Source organism: Asticcacaulis sp., from assembly GCF_027484505.1.
Taxonomy (GTDB): Bacteria; Pseudomonadota; Alphaproteobacteria; order Caulobacterales; family Caulobacteraceae; genus Asticcacaulis.
In genome coordinates, this window is the sequence record NZ_JAIXSV010000366.1 from 1 (window position 1) to 15,142 (window position 15,142).

General features: G+C 61.5%; 15 protein-coding genes and 1 riboswitch. Of the genes, 3 read left to right on the plus strand and 12 right to left on the minus strand.

What is annotated here, in order from left to right; all coding sequences use genetic code 11:
* The 6 genes from Q0072_RS21510 to thiC all read right to left on the minus strand — a co-directional run.
* The coding region (locus tag Q0072_RS21510; protein WP_298333994.1) for an MFS transporter at window positions 1–716 on the minus strand (716 nt) is incomplete at its 3' end.
* A gap of 112 nt (window positions 717–828) precedes the next feature.
* A complete protein-coding gene (locus Q0072_RS21515; RefSeq protein WP_298333996.1) occupies window positions 829–1,353 on the minus strand; it encodes a helix-turn-helix domain-containing protein in 525 nt (174 codons plus the stop codon).
* Window positions 1,354–1,632: 279 nt separating this feature from the next.
* Complete coding sequence (locus Q0072_RS21520; RefSeq protein WP_298333998.1) at window positions 1,633–2,040, minus strand: hypothetical protein; 408 nt, start codon at window positions 2,038–2,040, stop codon at window positions 1,633–1,635.
* A gap of 147 nt (window positions 2,041–2,187) precedes the next feature.
* Window positions 2,188–2,472 (minus strand): DUF559 domain-containing protein, encoded by a 285-nt coding sequence (locus tag Q0072_RS21525; protein WP_298334055.1) that lies wholly within the window; start codon window positions 2,470–2,472, stop codon window positions 2,188–2,190.
* 270 nt (window positions 2,473–2,742) lie between these two features.
* Complete coding sequence (locus tag Q0072_RS21530; protein WP_298333999.1) at window positions 2,743–3,291, minus strand: hypothetical protein; 549 nt, start codon at window positions 3,289–3,291, stop codon at window positions 2,743–2,745.
* Window positions 3,292–3,440: 149 nt separating this feature from the next.
* Window positions 3,441–5,294, minus strand: coding sequence for a phosphomethylpyrimidine synthase ThiC (gene thiC / locus Q0072_RS21535; protein ID WP_298334001.1), 1,854 nt, complete (start codon window positions 5,292–5,294; stop codon window positions 3,441–3,443).
* A 102-nt stretch (window positions 5,295–5,396) separates the two neighbouring features.
* A riboswitch (TPP riboswitch) is annotated at window positions 5,397–5,509 on the minus strand.
* A gap of 227 nt (window positions 5,510–5,736) precedes the next feature.
* Between thiC and Q0072_RS21540 the strand changes: the two genes are divergently transcribed.
* Window positions 5,737–6,225 carry a hypothetical protein gene (locus tag Q0072_RS21540; RefSeq protein ID WP_298334003.1) on the plus strand — a complete coding sequence of 163 codons (489 nt, stop codon included), beginning with the start codon at window positions 5,737–5,739 and terminating at the stop codon, window positions 6,223–6,225.
* Window positions 6,226–6,228: 3 nt separating this feature from the next.
* Here the strand turns inward: Q0072_RS21540 and Q0072_RS21545 are convergent, their stop codons facing one another.
* On the minus strand, window positions 6,229–6,948 hold the full coding sequence (locus Q0072_RS21545) for a hypothetical protein (protein WP_298334004.1): 720 nt from the start codon (window positions 6,946–6,948) through the stop codon (window positions 6,229–6,231).
* A 147-nt stretch (window positions 6,949–7,095) separates the two neighbouring features.
* On the opposite strand from Q0072_RS21545, the gene Q0072_RS21550 reads away from it, so the two are divergent.
* The gene (locus Q0072_RS21550) at window positions 7,096–7,932 is read left to right on the plus strand and encodes a TIGR00266 family protein (protein WP_298334006.1); all 837 of its coding nucleotides are present in this window, start codon (window positions 7,096–7,098) and stop codon (window positions 7,930–7,932) included.
* Window positions 7,933–7,938: 6 nt separating this feature from the next.
* Here Q0072_RS21550 and Q0072_RS21555 read toward each other — a convergent pair whose 3' ends face one another.
* Window positions 7,939–8,745 carry a DUF3313 family protein gene (locus Q0072_RS21555; RefSeq protein ID WP_298334008.1) on the minus strand — a complete coding sequence of 269 codons (807 nt, stop codon included), beginning with the start codon at window positions 8,743–8,745 and terminating at the stop codon, window positions 7,939–7,941.
* Window positions 8,746–8,854: 109 nt separating this feature from the next.
* Between Q0072_RS21555 and Q0072_RS21560 the strand changes: the two genes are divergently transcribed.
* The gene (locus Q0072_RS21560; protein ID WP_298334010.1) at window positions 8,855–9,613 is read left to right on the plus strand and encodes a site-2 protease family protein; all 759 of its coding nucleotides are present in this window, start codon (window positions 8,855–8,857) and stop codon (window positions 9,611–9,613) included.
* A gap of 138 nt (window positions 9,614–9,751) precedes the next feature.
* Here Q0072_RS21560 and Q0072_RS21565 read toward each other — a convergent pair whose 3' ends face one another.
* From Q0072_RS21565 to Q0072_RS21580, 4 genes are all read right to left on the minus strand, one after another.
* Window positions 9,752–10,831, minus strand: a complete 1,080-nt coding sequence (locus tag Q0072_RS21565; RefSeq protein WP_298334013.1) for a methyl-accepting chemotaxis protein — start codon at window positions 10,829–10,831, stop codon at window positions 9,752–9,754.
* A gap of 123 nt (window positions 10,832–10,954) precedes the next feature.
* Window positions 10,955–11,977: a methyl-accepting chemotaxis protein gene (locus Q0072_RS21570; protein ID WP_298334015.1), complete on the minus strand. Its 1,023-nt coding sequence runs from the start codon at window positions 11,975–11,977 to the stop codon at window positions 10,955–10,957.
* A 288-nt stretch (window positions 11,978–12,265) separates the two neighbouring features.
* Window positions 12,266–13,549 (minus strand): FAD-binding oxidoreductase, encoded by a 1,284-nt coding sequence (locus Q0072_RS21575; RefSeq protein WP_298334017.1) that lies wholly within the window; start codon window positions 13,547–13,549, stop codon window positions 12,266–12,268.
* Complete coding sequence (locus Q0072_RS21580) at window positions 13,549–14,949, minus strand: glutamine synthetase family protein (RefSeq protein WP_298334019.1); 1,401 nt, start codon at window positions 14,947–14,949, stop codon at window positions 13,549–13,551. The genes Q0072_RS21575 and Q0072_RS21580 overlap by 1 nt, the downstream gene beginning before the upstream one ends.
* Window positions 14,950–15,142: the final 193 nt, after the last annotated feature.

A 15,142-nucleotide genomic window follows, 5' to 3' on the forward strand; every position in this document is an offset into this window, starting at 1 on the left:
GTGAGGAACAGCGGGAACATGGCGATCAGGCCGACGAACAGGGTGGTGTAGAAGCCAAACCCGGCGCACATCAGCCAGACGGGCAGTGGCGGCCATACGAGCCGGGTTTCGCTTTTCGTCTCGACCGCCGGGGTGCGGACGGCGGCGAACAGGGCGGTTCCGGCCAGCAGCGCCCACACGACCAGCACAGCACGCCAGCCGGTAAAGAGCAGCAGGACTCCGCTCAGGCCCATGCCGATGGCAAAACCGGCCGGAACGAACGTGCTCCACAGGGTCAGCGCTGCGCCTTGATCCTGCGGCCGGGCGACGGTGGCGATCAAAGACGGTGCGGCGATGACCACCATCAGATAGCCGGCGCTTTCGATCAGGCGCGCCGCAAACAGCGTCCAGAGACCGGGGATCAGCGCGCCGACCAGACCGCCGGCGGTCAGTAGCCCCATGCCGTACAGAAGCGCCTTGCGGCTGCCTAATCGCGCGATGAGGAGGCCCGCAATGATGCCAAGGCTGGCTCCGCCGGTTTCAATCAGTGACACCAGCCAGCCGGCTTCGACGCGTGACAGCTTAAGGTCAGCGGAGATGACCGGGCTTAAGGAGGCGAACTTACCCAGAGCGGCGGCGGCCAGCACGCCGGTAAACCACAGGAGCAGGATGGGGCGCCAATGCGAGTCGATGCGGATCATGCCTGCGTCGATACGGGCGTGAGCGCGGGGGATCAACGCATATTTTATGCGGACTTTTTCAGCTCAGACGCCGGCAGAAAGTGAAGATGGGGCTCCTCGCAAGCTCGGGCGGCCGGTCGGCCTTGCCAAGTCTCTTTGAGACTTGGAGCTATAGCGTGGTCACCAGCCGCGCCGCGCGCCCGTCCGATAGCAACAGCCGCTCCCAGATCAGGCGGCTTTGGACGATGGGGATGATGGGGTGGTGGTTGGGCCCCGTAGCGACCTCGATGCGGCTGAGGCGGCCATCGCGCCAGCCCAGGCCCTCCAGAGACGCTTCGGCGGCCAGTATCTCCTCAGAGGCATAGCGGATCAGGGACTTGCCCAGAAACGCCCCCGGCTCGGCCCGCCACAGGCCTTCCCGCGACGGCGATACCGCCAGCAGATCGTGTGTGCGGTCATCGATCAGGTGCACGCTGAGCTGCGACGTTTCCACCAGTCGCCTGAGGATGGCGTCCTGCGCCGAGTCGGCCAGAAGCCGCTGCGCCCGCTGCCACTGAGCGTCCGGCAGGACCAGAGCCCCGCTTTCCCAGCGCGACACCGTCGTCTGCGTCACGCCCATCAACTCGGCCAGATGGCTCTGCTTGAGGCCTTTCAGCAGCCGCAGACGGCGCAGGGGTGAAGGGAGGCGGGACATGACCCGACTGTGGCAGGGGCGGGGGTTAAGATCAATACCGGGCGCTACGGCATTGACGCGGATGCTTATGGCGAGCCCCCACCGTCCCGGCACCTGTCGTTGCCGGTCCACCTCCAGGGTTTAGGCAAGCCTCTTCTCATACCTACTCCCCCGGCGTGCAGGGGGAGGTGGCATCTGAGCGTAAGCGAGGATGACGGAGGGGGGCTCGGATCACACAAGAAAAGGGCGCAGATGGTGCCACCTGCGCCCGGTTATGCGTTCTCTTCTCGTTCAATGATATCAGGTACAAGGCGTCTTGATTGCCTCTTCCATGGACTTGAGGCCCGCGTCCATTTCCTCAATCTGGGCGTTTATCTTATCCTTATCGGTCCCAGCCGGAGCGTAGGTCACCATTTCTTTCATGCCGTCCCGCAGATCGACCATGTGCGGATACATTTCCTTGGTCAGATTGCACACGGTCACCCGGTCGTTGGCTTCCGCAGCGGGCTTCATCTTTTCAGCAAGTTCCTGTATCTTGATCACCGTCGCCTGCATGCGGGTGAGAAGCGCCTGCATTTTCGCCTCATTACCGTTCGGCGCCGCGTTTTGCGCCGTAGCCGGTGACGTCGGCTTGTCCTGCGCCAGCACAGGCTGGGTGAGCATGACCATGCCAAGGCCGAGCGCCAGAGCGCCGAGTGATTTACGCATTGAGTATCCCCCTGAGAAAGCGTCCGCCCTTCGGACGGTTCTGATTTAAGGGCGCAATGGTCCCGTTGGCCAGTGAAATTTTTGTCCCGTCTTCATTCCTACTCCCCCGGCGTGCCGGGGGAGGTGGCGCGCAGCGTCGGAGGGGGGCTAACGCACACTGTTCATACGCTCGGTGGCTAAACGGTAAACCCCATCGGCAACCTCATCGGGATCGCGGTAAATGTCCGCTGCATTTATCCGGCAGGTTTCGATACCCTGATTGCGAAGCCATTCGTCGCGCCGGGCATCACGGGCCGCCACCTCATTAAGGCCGTGATGCTGGCCATCGACCTCAATGGCCAGCCGCGCCTTGTAGCAATACATGTCCAGCACATAGGGGCCGATGGCGTATTGTCGGCGAAAAATCGGGCCATTCGGGTGACGTGTTTTCAGTCGGTCTCACAGGTTGAATTCCGGCGGCGTCAGGGCGCGACGCAGGCGTCTGGCCAGATTGTATTTAGGCGTCATCTGTCGAAGGCCCCCCACCGTCCCGGCACCTTTCGGTGCCGGTCCACCTCCCCCAGTAAACTGGGGGAGTAGAATTTAGGCAAGCCTCTTCTCACCCCTACTCCCCCGGCGTGCCGGGGGAGGTGGCGCGCAGCGCCGGAGGGGGGCAAAATTTGTTAGAGATTGCGAACTTTACTCACCAGCCATTTTGTTTGATTATTTCAAGTAATTTTTAATGCTGGACTCTATTCGCTGCATGGTGGGCATTAGATTTGAATAATTTTCATTTATAAATTCGTCTATATCCATTTGAAAAAACTTATCAGGATCGTTTGTGGGTAAGCCATAGATTTGAAACTCTAAACGCCCTGGAGGCATCCGCGCGGGTATAGAGCTTGTTTCACCACTATGTTTTGCGTATGTGGGATGCCCGGAAAGCCTATTTCTCAGTGTTCTGATTCTGCTATTTATATTCAAATTTTCTTTTAAAATTAAATCGAATAAAATTTTTACACTATCTTGCTGAACATATACAGCATTTAATATTCCATACGCGATTAGCTTGCGTTCAGTTTCATTCCCTTTGATGTGAAGAGATTTGGCGATGCGAAGCATTTCGATCGTATCCAATAAGGCATCGGTTGCTCCATAAAACGCATTTCTATCTGTGTGAAAGACTCCCTTTATGTAGTCTTCAGAATATTGAAACTGCTTGTGTATCGACTCGCGTAGTTGTGAAAATTTAATCCAATTTTCTGTTTTCATAGCGTCTTCCAGTGCTTGAAAAGCAACAATGCGTTGAAAGCCTATGAGCGATTCCTACAATAGAAAAGGGCGCAGATGGTGCCACCTGCGCCCGGTTATGGGGTTTGGGGCCAACTGGCCCCAATATGTTTTTCTTTTCGTCCTACCGATCACTCTGCCGGTTCGGCCGGGATATAGACCTCAGAGCCCATATCCTTGAACTTCTGAGACATTTCCGCCATGCCCGTCGCGGCTTCGAGGTCCGCCTTTTCGTTGTCGGTCATGTTGGCGGCGTAGTCGCGGACCTCCTGCGTGATCTTCATCGAGCAGAATTTCGGCCCGCACATCGAGCAGAAGTGCGCCGTCTTGTGCGCCTCTTTCGGCAGGGTCTCATCGTGGAAGGTGCGCGCCGTATCCGGGTCGAGGCCCAGATTGAACTGATCCTCCCAGCGGAAGTCGAAGCGCGCACGGCTGAGCGCGTCGTCCCAGGCGCGGGCGGCCGGGTGACCCTTGGCGAGGTCGGCGGCGTGGGCGGCGATCTTATAGGTGATCACGCCGGTCTTCACGTCGTTGCGGTCGGGCAGGCCCAGATGCTCCTTCGGCGTGACGTAGCACAGCATGGCCGTGCCGAACCAGCCGATCATGGCCGCCCCGATGCCAGAGGTGATGTGGTCGTAACCCGGCGCGATGTCGGTCGTTAGTGGCCCAAGCGTATAGAAGGGGGCTTCGCCGCAGGTGGCGAGCTGCTTGTCCATATTGGCCTTGATCTTGTGCATCGGCACGTGGCCGGGGCCTTCGATCATCACCTGACAGCCCTTGGCCCACGCCACCTTGGTCAGTTCGCCCAGCGTCTCCAGCTCGGCGAACTGCGCGCGGTCATTGGCGTCGGCGATCGAGCCCGGACGCAGGCCGTCACCCAAGCTAAAGGTGACATCGTACTCACGCATGATGTCGCAGATTTCCTCGAAATGGGTATAGAGGAAGTTTTCCTTGTGGTGGGCCAGACACCACTTGGCCATGATCGAGCCGCCGCGCGACACGATGCCCGTGACGCGATTGGCCGTCAGGTGGACATAGGCGAGGCGCACGCCCGCATGGATGGTGAAATAGTCCACGCCCTGCTGCGCCTGTTCGATCAGCGTGTCGCGATAGACTTCCCAGGTCAGGTCTTCGGCGACGCCATTGACCTTTTCCAGCGCCTGATAGATGGGCACGGTGCCGATGGGGTTGGGCGAATTGCGCAGAATCCACTCGCGGATATTGTGGATGTTGCGGCCGGTCGAGAGGTCCATGACATTGTCGGCGCCCCAGCGGATCGCCCACACCATCTTGTCCACCTCTTCCTCCATCGAGGAGGTGACGGCGGAATTGCCGATATTGGCATTGATCTTCACCAGAAAGTTGCGGCCAATGATCATCGGCTCGACTTCGGCGTGGTTGATATTGGCCGGGATGACGGCGCGGCCGCGGGCCACTTCGTCACGGACAAATTCCGGCGTGATGAAGTCGGGGATCGAAGCCCCGAAGTCTTCGCCATCGCGGATGACTTCGGCTTCCTGCTTGCGGCGGATGTTTTCGCGGATAGCGATATATTCCATCTCTGACGTGATGATGCCGGCGCGGGCGTATTCGAGCTGCGTCACCTTATGGCCGGGCTTGCCGCGCATCACCTTGGGCAGGTTGGGGAATTCGGGGGCCAGACGCTCAGCCGAGACATTGCCATTGTCTTCCGGCTTGACCTTGCGGCCTTCGATAAATTCGACATCGCCGCGATCAAGTACGAATGGTTCGCGCACGCGCGGCAGGCCCTTGTCGATCTGAGGCACAAAGCCTTCCTCGGTGTAGGGACCGGTGGAGTCGTACAGGCTGACCGGCGGCTCATTGGCCTCTTTTTGCAGGGCGACTTCGCGGAACGGGACGCGCAGGTCGGGGAAGAGGACGCCGGGTTCATAGACCTTCTTCGAACCGGGGAAGGGCGAGGCCTCGACCCGGATTGGCTTTAAGTCTTTGATGGGCTTGTTCATTGGATAATCCCTTTCTGAGCCTGTGGTGTGCAGGCGTGTCAATAAAGGGATCATGCGCGTCAGGTGTCTGGCCAGATGGCGGGTTGTCAGCGGAACGCGGACGCCAGAGGCTTACTCACTCCCTTCGCCGGCATGACCCGGATCAGGTTCGGCGGGTTTACGGACGCTGGTCCGATTCTCAGCCCGCTTGCGCGCGGACACCCCGGTGAACGAAGCCCGGAATTTAGAGGAACGGCGACAGGGGGGCAAGGGGGAATGTGGCATTGCCGCGGGCCTCCGCCTCTTTACCCATTGGTAAACTTCCGGGCGCAAACTTATCCACAGGGGCCAGTGAGCCTCGTGCCGAAAAGTGGGCACCACTTTTCGGAAAAACATGAGGCGTTAGAAATCAGAGTGTTTGTCGGTTCACTTAAACCGACAAACGCTCCTCGGAGGAAAGACGATGCCCGCAGGTGAGCCTCTGCGTACCGTATCGGAGCAGGAACTGCATATGAAGGTCGGCGCCTATGACGAATTGCGCCATCCCCACGGCTATGTCTATGCCAAGGAACACCATCACTGGTACTGGTTCGCCGGCATAGCGGCGTCGCTGGCGCTGGTCGGGGCCGTCTTCTGGGGCTATGCGCTGTATGCGCGCGGGGCGGCTCCGGTGTGTACGTCCAGCTTTGTGGATCGTTCGGTTTCCCCCAGCGGGGGGCGCATAGCCGAGGTGCGGCAGGTGTCCTGTCTGGGCGGAGCGCCGGACCTGCGGCTGATCGTGCATAATGCCGGAGCCACTGCGGAAGCGCCCGCCGTGTCGGCGTTTGAGGCCGGGACCGAGGTGCAGTTACGCTGGGTGTCGGACGGTGAGTTGGCCGTCGCCAAGCAGGGCGGGCGGGTGTGGTTCTTCAAAACCCACTGGAAGGATGTGCGGGTGCATCTGGCGCAGTAGCCGCTACTCGGTAAAAAAGTCTTTGAGAGGCTGACTTTCGAACGTCGGCAAGGGTCTGTTGCCGGGTTTAGGGTCATCGGCGTGCATAATCCAGCGCGTTGCCGTCAATGTCCATTCCGCGACGCCGACGCGCGCAGCTGTCGCGTCGAAGCGCCATACCCTGGGTTCACCTTCCTTATATTCCGGATAGTGTTCACAGGTCACGCTCAGGCTTGTGGCGCTGATCCATTTGACCGGTCGGCACGAGGGTTGAAAGACAATCGCCTCTTCGCCCCCAAGCCAGTCCTTGATGGACAGTGTGGATGAACCGTTCATTTCGTCCATCTCCTCCGACCCAGTGGCGATAAAGCGCCCGTCTGGGGCGGCCTTGGCATTATATCCCCACAGGGCGAAGTCCTTGCCCACCTTGTCAATGACCACTTCGTTGCCGCCTTCGCCATGCTCAAATTTCAGCAGGGCAAAGTCCGCCAGCGTGGTGGCCGGACGGTCCTGAAGGCGGATGGGGCCTATGAAGCGCCAGATTTCGCAGGTGTCGAATCCACCACAATCTTTGGGATGGCTTTTGCGGCGGCCTATGACCTGCCCGTTATGGAAAAGGGTCAGTTCGTCGCCTTTCTGCACCGCCAAAGGGGAGGTCTTTGCCAATTGCGGACTGGTCGTGCTGCACCCGGCCAGCAGCAAGGCGACCGATACACCCCCCAGCCATTTCTCAAAAGATCGCATCTTAACCTCCCCCAATGCCTCCCCATTTTGGGGGCGAACCCAACAAAGTCAATTGCAAACGATATTACGGGGGTGGCTGAGCGATTTGGCTCTTCCTTTTGCGACCGCGCACGCTACATCTGCTGCGTCATCCAGAGGAGGCTTTTTATGTTCGGCAATGCGTCCGTTCCTACCACCCACCATCGTCAGGCCGGTGTGGCCGACGACATCGACTTTGAAATCAAGGGCGAAGAACTGCAATTCGTTGAGATCGAACTCGATCCGGGCGAAAGCGCTATCGCCGAAGCCGGCGGCATGGTGTGGAAGGATGCCAGCGTCGGCATGACCACGGTGTTCGGCGACGGGTCGGGTCAGCAAAAGGGCTTTATGGGGGCGCTGCTGGGCGCGGGCAAGCGCCTGATTTCGGGTGAAAGCCTGTTCACCACCGTCTTCACCCACAATGGTCAGGGCAAGGCGCGGGTGGCCTTTTCGGCTCCGGTGCCTGGCTCTATCATCCCGCTCAAGCTGTCGGACGTCGGCGGTCGCCTGATCTGTCAGAAGGACTCCTTTCTGGCGGCGGCCAAGGGCGTGTCGCTTGGTATCGCTTTTCAGCGCAAGGTCATGACCGGCCTGTTCGGTGGCGAAGGCTTCATCATGCAGAAGCTGGAAGGCGACGGCTGGGTCTTCGTGCAGTTCGGCGGCGCGGTCATTGAGCGCACGCTGGCCCCCGGTGAGCAGCTTCATGTCGATACGGGCTGCGTGGCGGCCTTTACCGATACGGTCGATTTCGACCTGGTGCAGGCGGGCGGCGTCAAGTCGATGCTGTTCGGCGGCGAAGGCGTCTTCTTCGCGCAACTGACCGGGCCGGGTAAGGTGTGGATTCAGTCGCTGCCCTTCTCGCGTCTGGCCGGTCGCGTGCTGGCGGCGGCCGGGGGCGGGGGTCCGAACAGTGGCGAAGGCTCGGTCTTAGGCGGCCTTGGCGACCTGATCGGCGGGAATAGATAACCCGCCTTAATCCTGTTGAGCCTCTGGTATATTGCCGGGGGCTTTTTCAGGCGTCTTTTGCGGGCGCGTGGCCGGGACGTAGAGGCCGGTCACGCGGTCGATAATAAAGCCCGTTTCGTTGATGCGCCCGCCATAGGCCGCGCAGGGATCGGTCGTTGAGGTATAGCTGCGGCTGGGCGGCAGCGGCTCCGGCGACATGACGCGCGCCGCGTCGTCACCGAAGGGCTCGGCAAATTGCAGCGCGTCGCCCAGCCGCGACAGGGACGGCGAGTCCGTGCCCAGCGCCTGCGCCTGACGCGCCCACACGATGGCGGCAACCTGACGCTCTTTGACCTTCATTTCGGCCTCGGCCCCCAGACCGCCCAGCGACCCCGGCAAGCGGATGCCCAATGGCCCCGGAATGAAGAAGTTGGCGACGGCTGCGGCGCCTGAGCCGGCGGTGCCGGTCGGTTCAAACCACGTGACCGCCGAATGCACCTCGGCATCGGACTGGCTGCGGTCGCTGACCATCTCATAGCGTTCAGCCAGTTCAAAACAAAGCTGCGCCTCGACCTCGGTGAGGACCAGCGCTTTCTCGTTGTCCTTGAGGGCATAGCGCGTAGTCTTACCGGTTGCCAGCTTCGTGGGGTGCAGATAGACGCGCTTCACCTGATTAAGCGCCGTCGTATCGCGGTATTCGCGCGTCGTGGTGCGCCCGGACTTGCCCGGTGTCAGTTGTTCGGTCGAAGACAGGCTGGAGTCATGGCCGTCCGGGGCGCTGGCGCAGGCGGTCAGACCGAGGGCGAGGGCCGTGAAGGTGAGAGCGAGCCGCATGTCTTTTCCCTGTGTGTAAGTGAATTGCATACGCGCACGGATCGCATTCGGATTGCAAGGCTTAATAGGGGCGATTGCGCAGAGACGGCACGTCTGCCATTAGGGTGATATGGAAACCGAGATCCGTCCGGCGACGCCGCTGAATTTTATCGTCCTGCTGGCCCTGTTCGGGGCGTCGGGGCTTGTGCTGTGGATGCGCCCGGAGGTGTCTGGGCTGGCCACCTTTGGTTTTGTCCTGCTGGGCTGGGTCATCGGCCTGTGCCTGCATGAGTTCGGCCATGCGGCCTCGGCGGCGGCCTTTGGAGACTATTCGGTCAAGGCGCGTGGTTACCTGACGCTCGATCCGGTCGTCTATATCAATGGCCCGAACAGCATCGTTTTACCCGTGCTGATTCTGGTGCTGGGGGGCATCGCCCTGCCCGGAGCCGCGGTGCTGATCCGGCCCGACCTGATCCGTTACCGCTGGCAGTCGTCGCTGATCGCGCTGGCCGGGCCGGTGATGAGCCTGCTCTTTGCTCTGATCAGTTATGGCGCGGCGCAGGTGGCGTTCGCGCAGTCGGCACCTGACGTGTTTTGGCAGGCGCTGATCCTGCTCAGCTTTTTCAACCTGATGGCCTTTGTTCTCAACCTGCTGCCCATTCCGGGTTTCGACGGGTTTGGCGTGATCACGCCGCTGCTGCCGCAGCCCCTGCGCGGCATGGCTGAGCGTCTGGAGCGCGTGCCGTGGATCAGCCTGCTGGCGCTGGTGCTGATCTTCTTCTTCGGGTTTCCGCTGATCTATGCCCTGCTGGGTCTGGTGGCGGGCACACTGGGCCTCGATCTGGACGGGATGCGCCCGGCATTCGATCGCTTTACTTTTTGGAACTGAGAGGAATGATTTCTCATGAAATCGTTCCTCTCAAGCCGCCATTGAGGCGGCGGCCAAGGTGGCGGAGCCACCGCCCGGCGAGGGGCTAAACAAAAGCTGGATCATTATGTTTCTATAAGAAACATAATGATCCAGCCTTTACCCCTCCTGAACGATCACCCCGTACCAGCCCAGTCCGGCATAGGTTTCGTAGCCCGGTGTGCGGTGAAAGGCCACCAGCCGCTCTTGGCGGTCCACGTAGTGACCGGAGGTGCGGCCCTGCGTATCGAGCGGGATGCGCTCAGTAAGGCTGCCGCGGCCATCGGAGGCGGCAATGACCAGCCCCTGCGCATCGGTCAGCAGGACGCGCGTGCGGCGCTTTTCGGCCTCGCTCAGGCGCACCCCCTTGACGATGGTTTCCGCCTGCGGCTGCCAGTCGAAATGCACGCCCAATATGCCGATCAGTTCGCCATCGGCCTGACCGCCGACGCGCACGCCGGTGGCGTAAGAGGCGACCTGCGCCCCTTTCAGCAAGGGTTCGGTGGTGATGTCGGCGACGGCGAAATCGTTGCCGCTGTTAAGGCTCAGCGCCTTCTGGAACCAGTCGCGCAAGGCGACGTTCTGACCCGCGGCGTGGAAGCGGTCGGGGCGACCATTGGCCAGAATATTACCTTTCAGGTCGCACAGCCACAGGTCGATATAGACCGTATAGGCGTCGAGAATGACCCCCAGACGCGAGGACGCGTAATGGCAATTGTCCTTCGTCGGATGCGAGGCGGCCTCCCACACGGCGGAATCGGTGGCCCACCAGCGCACATCGCAGGTGCGTTCATACAGGTTGCGGTCGATCAGCTCGATGGCATTGAGCGCCAGATCGGTCAGGCGCGCGCCTTGCGCCTGCCGCGCCATGTCGCGCGTCAGCTTTTCCAGCACTTCGATCTCTCCGCCCAGCTCGGAGGCCAGTGACGAAGACAGGCCTTCGACCTGGGTGGAGATGTTGCGCACCTCATCGGCGACGACGCCGAACCCGGCCCCCAGCTCACCGGCGCGCCGGGCTTCGATCAGGGCATTGAGCGCCAGAATACGCAGGGTATTGGTCACCTGACGGATGTCGCGGACCTTATGCTGGGTGAGGTCGCGCGCCCGCGCGGTGCGGGCGATGATGTCGTTGACCGAAACCGCTTCGTCGGAACCGGCGGTCTGTGTCCCGGATGCGCTGATCGTCGAAAGTGCGTCCACGAATCACCCCTTGTTGCTACTGCGGACGAGAGACAACAAGGGTTTGAGGATGGTTTCAAGTCCAACCATCGTCCGAAATATACAATTTATATGTATACGATGTAACGCGAACCTGTGAAGGACTCACTGGGGTTGCACAATAACCCCATACCACCCGAGCCCCTGATAGGTTTCGTAGCCCGGCGTGCGGTGGAAGGCGACCAGCGCCCCGCTGTGCGGATCGGTATAATGCCCCATCGGACGCCCTTCGGTCAGCAGGCGCACCCGCTCGCTCAGCAGACCCTTGCCATCCGAAGCGGCGATCACCAGCCCTTGCGCATCGGTCAACAGGACGCGCGTGCGGGCCCGTTCGTCTTCGGACAGGCGCGCGCCCTGCGTGATGGTCAGGGCCTGTGGCTGCCAGTCGAACTGGATACCCAGCACGCCCAGAAGCGCGCCATGGGGGTCGCCGTCCTGCCGCACACCGGTCGCATAGGTGGCGACCTGCGCATCACCGAGCAGGGGTTCGGTCGTAATGTCGGCGACGGCAAATTCCTGACCGTTGCGCAGGCTGAGCGCGCGGCTGAACCAGGTGCGGTCGCGCACATTCTGCCCCTGCACGTGGTGGCGTTCCGGCCGGCCGTTGGCGAGGATATGACCATCGAGATCGCACAGCCAAAGATCGATATAGACGGTATAGGAATCGAGAATGACCCCCAGTCGCCGTGCCGCATAGGCGGTGCGTTCGCTCACCGGATCGGCGGCGGCCTGCCACAGGGCCGAGTCCGTGGCCCACCAGCGCACATCGCAGGTGCGCTCATACAAATTTCGGTCGATCAGCTCGATGGCATTGAGCGCCATGTCGGTCAGGCGCGCCCCCTGACTGGCCAGCGCCATGTCCTGAGTGAGGCTGTCGAGATTGATGATCTCATTACCCAGATCGCGCGCCAGCCCCTCAACCTCGGTCGATATGGCGCGCACCTCATCGGCGACCACTGAAAAGCCCGCGCCCTTGTCGCCGGCGTGCTTGGCCTCGATCAGGGCGTTGAGCGCCAGTATGCGCAGCTTGGCCGTCACGGCGCGGATGTCCTGCACCTTGGTGTGGGTGATGGTTTTGGCGCGGCGCGTTTGCGAGAGGATATCCGACAAGGTGATGGCGGAGGACATGAAGCGGCGTCTTTCGTTGCAGGCTTACAAAGCACCGTGGCCTGACGAGAATCGGGTACGGGCGACAGGCAAAACGTGGGTTTGGGGGTGAGTGCGTATCCGCGTTATGCGAACGACTCGCGTCACAACCTATGCGGTTCGCAGGTGCCGCATCGCAAGGGTCGGCAAGGATTTTTGAGACGATTTGGGTCAATCTGTCGGGGAATGTTTCCCTAAGGACACGCTATGGTTTCCCGCGCAACTTTTCCGGGTGCGGATGAAACTATCTCAGCCGAAGATATGAATATGTTATACTCTGTCGCGCAAGGCGTACCAGCTTAAACCGGCGATCATGGCGGGCGTGCGCAGCCATTTTCCGCCGGGAAAGGGCGGGGTGCGCAACCGCATCAGAAGCTCGGCGTCGCGGCGGTCGCCCATCACGGCGCGCGCCAGAAGCGTCCCGAAATAGGGGGCCAGAACCACTCCCTGACCGCTATAGCCCGCGCTGACCCAGACGTGGGGCGACAACGGCCGCACATAGGGCGAGCGGCTCAGCGTGATGGCCAGAGTGCCGCCCCAGCCGTGGGTGATTTCGATATCGGCCAGTTGCGGATAGACCTTCAGCATGTTGCGGCGGACAAAGGCGCGGATGTCCTTCGGAAACCACGGCGTGTAGTTTTCGCCGCCGCCGAACAGCAGGCGGTTGTCCGGCGTCTTGCGCCAGTAATTGACCACGAAGCGCGAATCCGCCGCGGCGTAGTTGCTGGGCAGGATCGCATCATCGGGCAGGGGGGCGGTGGTCAGGATGAAGTTGTTGATCGGCAGCACATGCGCGTCGATGTCGGCATCGAGCCCCGACATATAGCCATTGCCGCAGATCAGCAGATGACGCGCCCTCAACCGTCCGTTTTTGAGACAGAGCGTTACACCGTCCGCCGTCGTCTCATAGCGCTCAACGCGGCTGTGCTCGTAAAGGCTGGCCCCTGCCGACATGGCGGCCCTGGCCAGCCCCTGCGCCAGTTTCAGCGGGTGCAGATGCCCGCCCCCGGCGTCAAACGTGCCGCCATAATAAACGTCGGTGCCCAGCTCGGCGGCAACCTCAGCCCGGTCCATAAAGCGCACCTGATCATAGCCGTAGCGGCGCGACACAAAGTCGGCATAGGCGCGGTCGTCTTCGGCAAAACGCGGGCGGTGCCAGGCGTGGATCAGGCCGGGACGCAGGTCGCAGTCGATGGCGTGCGCGGCAATCAGCCCTTTCAGATGCGCCTTGGCGGTTTCGGCCATCTCCCACAGTTCGCGTGCCGCATCGGCCCCTAGTTGGCTCTCCAGCGTTTGCGGATCGACGCGCTGACCGGTGTGCAACTGCCCGCCATTACGCCCGGACGCCCCTGAGCCGATCTCCGCCCCTTCGAGCAGGGTGACGCAGACGCCCCTGCTGGCCAGTTCCAGTGCTGCGCCGAGGCCCGTATAGCCCCCGCCGATAATCGCCACATCCGTATCGGCCTCACCGGCAAAGGCAGGTCGGTTCAGCCGGCCCGCCGTATCGGCGTACCAGCAGCCTTCGGGATGGCCGGTATTGCGGGCGGTTGTCATCACACATTCAGCAGCAGGAACTCGCGCTCCCACGGGCTGATGGTACGCATGAAGGTCTCATACTCATGGTGCTTGACGCGGGCATAGGCCGCGACAAAGGCGGGGCTGAGGATGGTGTTCAGGGCCTCGGAACGTTCCAGCTTGATCACCGACTGGATAAGCGAATAGGGCAGTTCCGCCGAGGTGTCGTTCGACACGTCCGTATCGACCGGTGCCGTGGGCTTCAACCCTTCGACCATGCCCAGATAGCCGCAGGCCAGCACCGCCGCGATGGCCAGATAGGGGTTGGCGTCGGACGAGGGCAGGCGGTTTTCCAGACGGCGGTTGTCAGCATCCGACGGTGGCACGCGCAGGCCCGCCGTGCGGTTATCGAAGCCCCAGTGCGTATTGACCGGCGCGCCCGACCCCTTGGACAGGCGGCGGTAGGAGTTGACATAGGGCGCCAGCAGCGACACGGCGGCGGGCATATAGGTCTGCTGACCGGCGATGAAGCTGAAGAAAAGGTCGGTCGGTTCGCCGGTTTTGGGGTCGGAAAACAGGTTGCGGCCGCTGCTGTCCACGATCGACTGGTGGATGTGCATGGCCGAGCCGGGCTCCAGGGCCATCGGCTTGGCCATGAAGGTGGCGTAGATGTCGTGCTCCAGCGCCGTTTCCTTGATGGTGCGCTTGAACATGAACACCTGATCGGCCAGCTCCAGCGGATCGCCGTGGCGCAGGTTGATCTCCATCTGCGCCACGCCCGATTCGTGGATCAGGGTGTCGATTTCCAGCCCCTGCGCCTCCGAATATTCGTACATGTCCTCGAACAGGCCGTCGAACTCATTGACCGCCGAGATGGAATAACCCTGACGCCCCGTTTCCGGGCGGCCTGAGCGGCCCACGGGTGGTTTCAGCGCGTAGTCCGGGTCGATGTTCTTTTCGACGAGATAGAATTCCAGTTCCGGCGCGATGACCGGCTTCCAGCCCTTTTCGTGATAGAGGCTGATGACGCGGCGCAGCACCTGACGCGGGCTTTCCTCGACCGGGCGGCCATCGGGATGGAAGGCGTCGTGGATGATCTGCGCCGTCGGGTCGGTCGCCCACGGCACAGCGGCCAGCGTGCGGAAATCCGGGCGCAGGAAGATGTCGGTATCGGACTGCACCGTGCCGACAATGCCCTCTAGATCGGGGAAGTCGCCGGTAATGGTCTGATAGAAGATCGACAGGGGCAGGTTCATCGCCGCCGTGGTCAGGAATTTGCGCACCGGCATGATCTTGCCACGCGCCACCCCGGCGAGGTCGGGGACCATGCACTCGATCTCTTCGATATTCTGCTCGGCCAGCCAGCCGGCGGCTTCGGAGACGTCGGCGGCCCCGCGCTTGGAAAAGCCGGACTGCGGACGTTTGGACTTCGATTTCATGGGTCACCTGTGGAATGAGGCCCTGACGGCAGAGACGAACGCATGGATTTTTGATCCGGGCCCCGGTTGGGTGTGATCATGATGGCGCGGGTCGCGCGGTTTTGGCAACCCTCCATCCGGTCGTGCCCAAATTGTGATCACAATTCCGGGTGTTTGTCGAGCCTCAGAGGCTGACCGCGACCCTAAGGTTTGG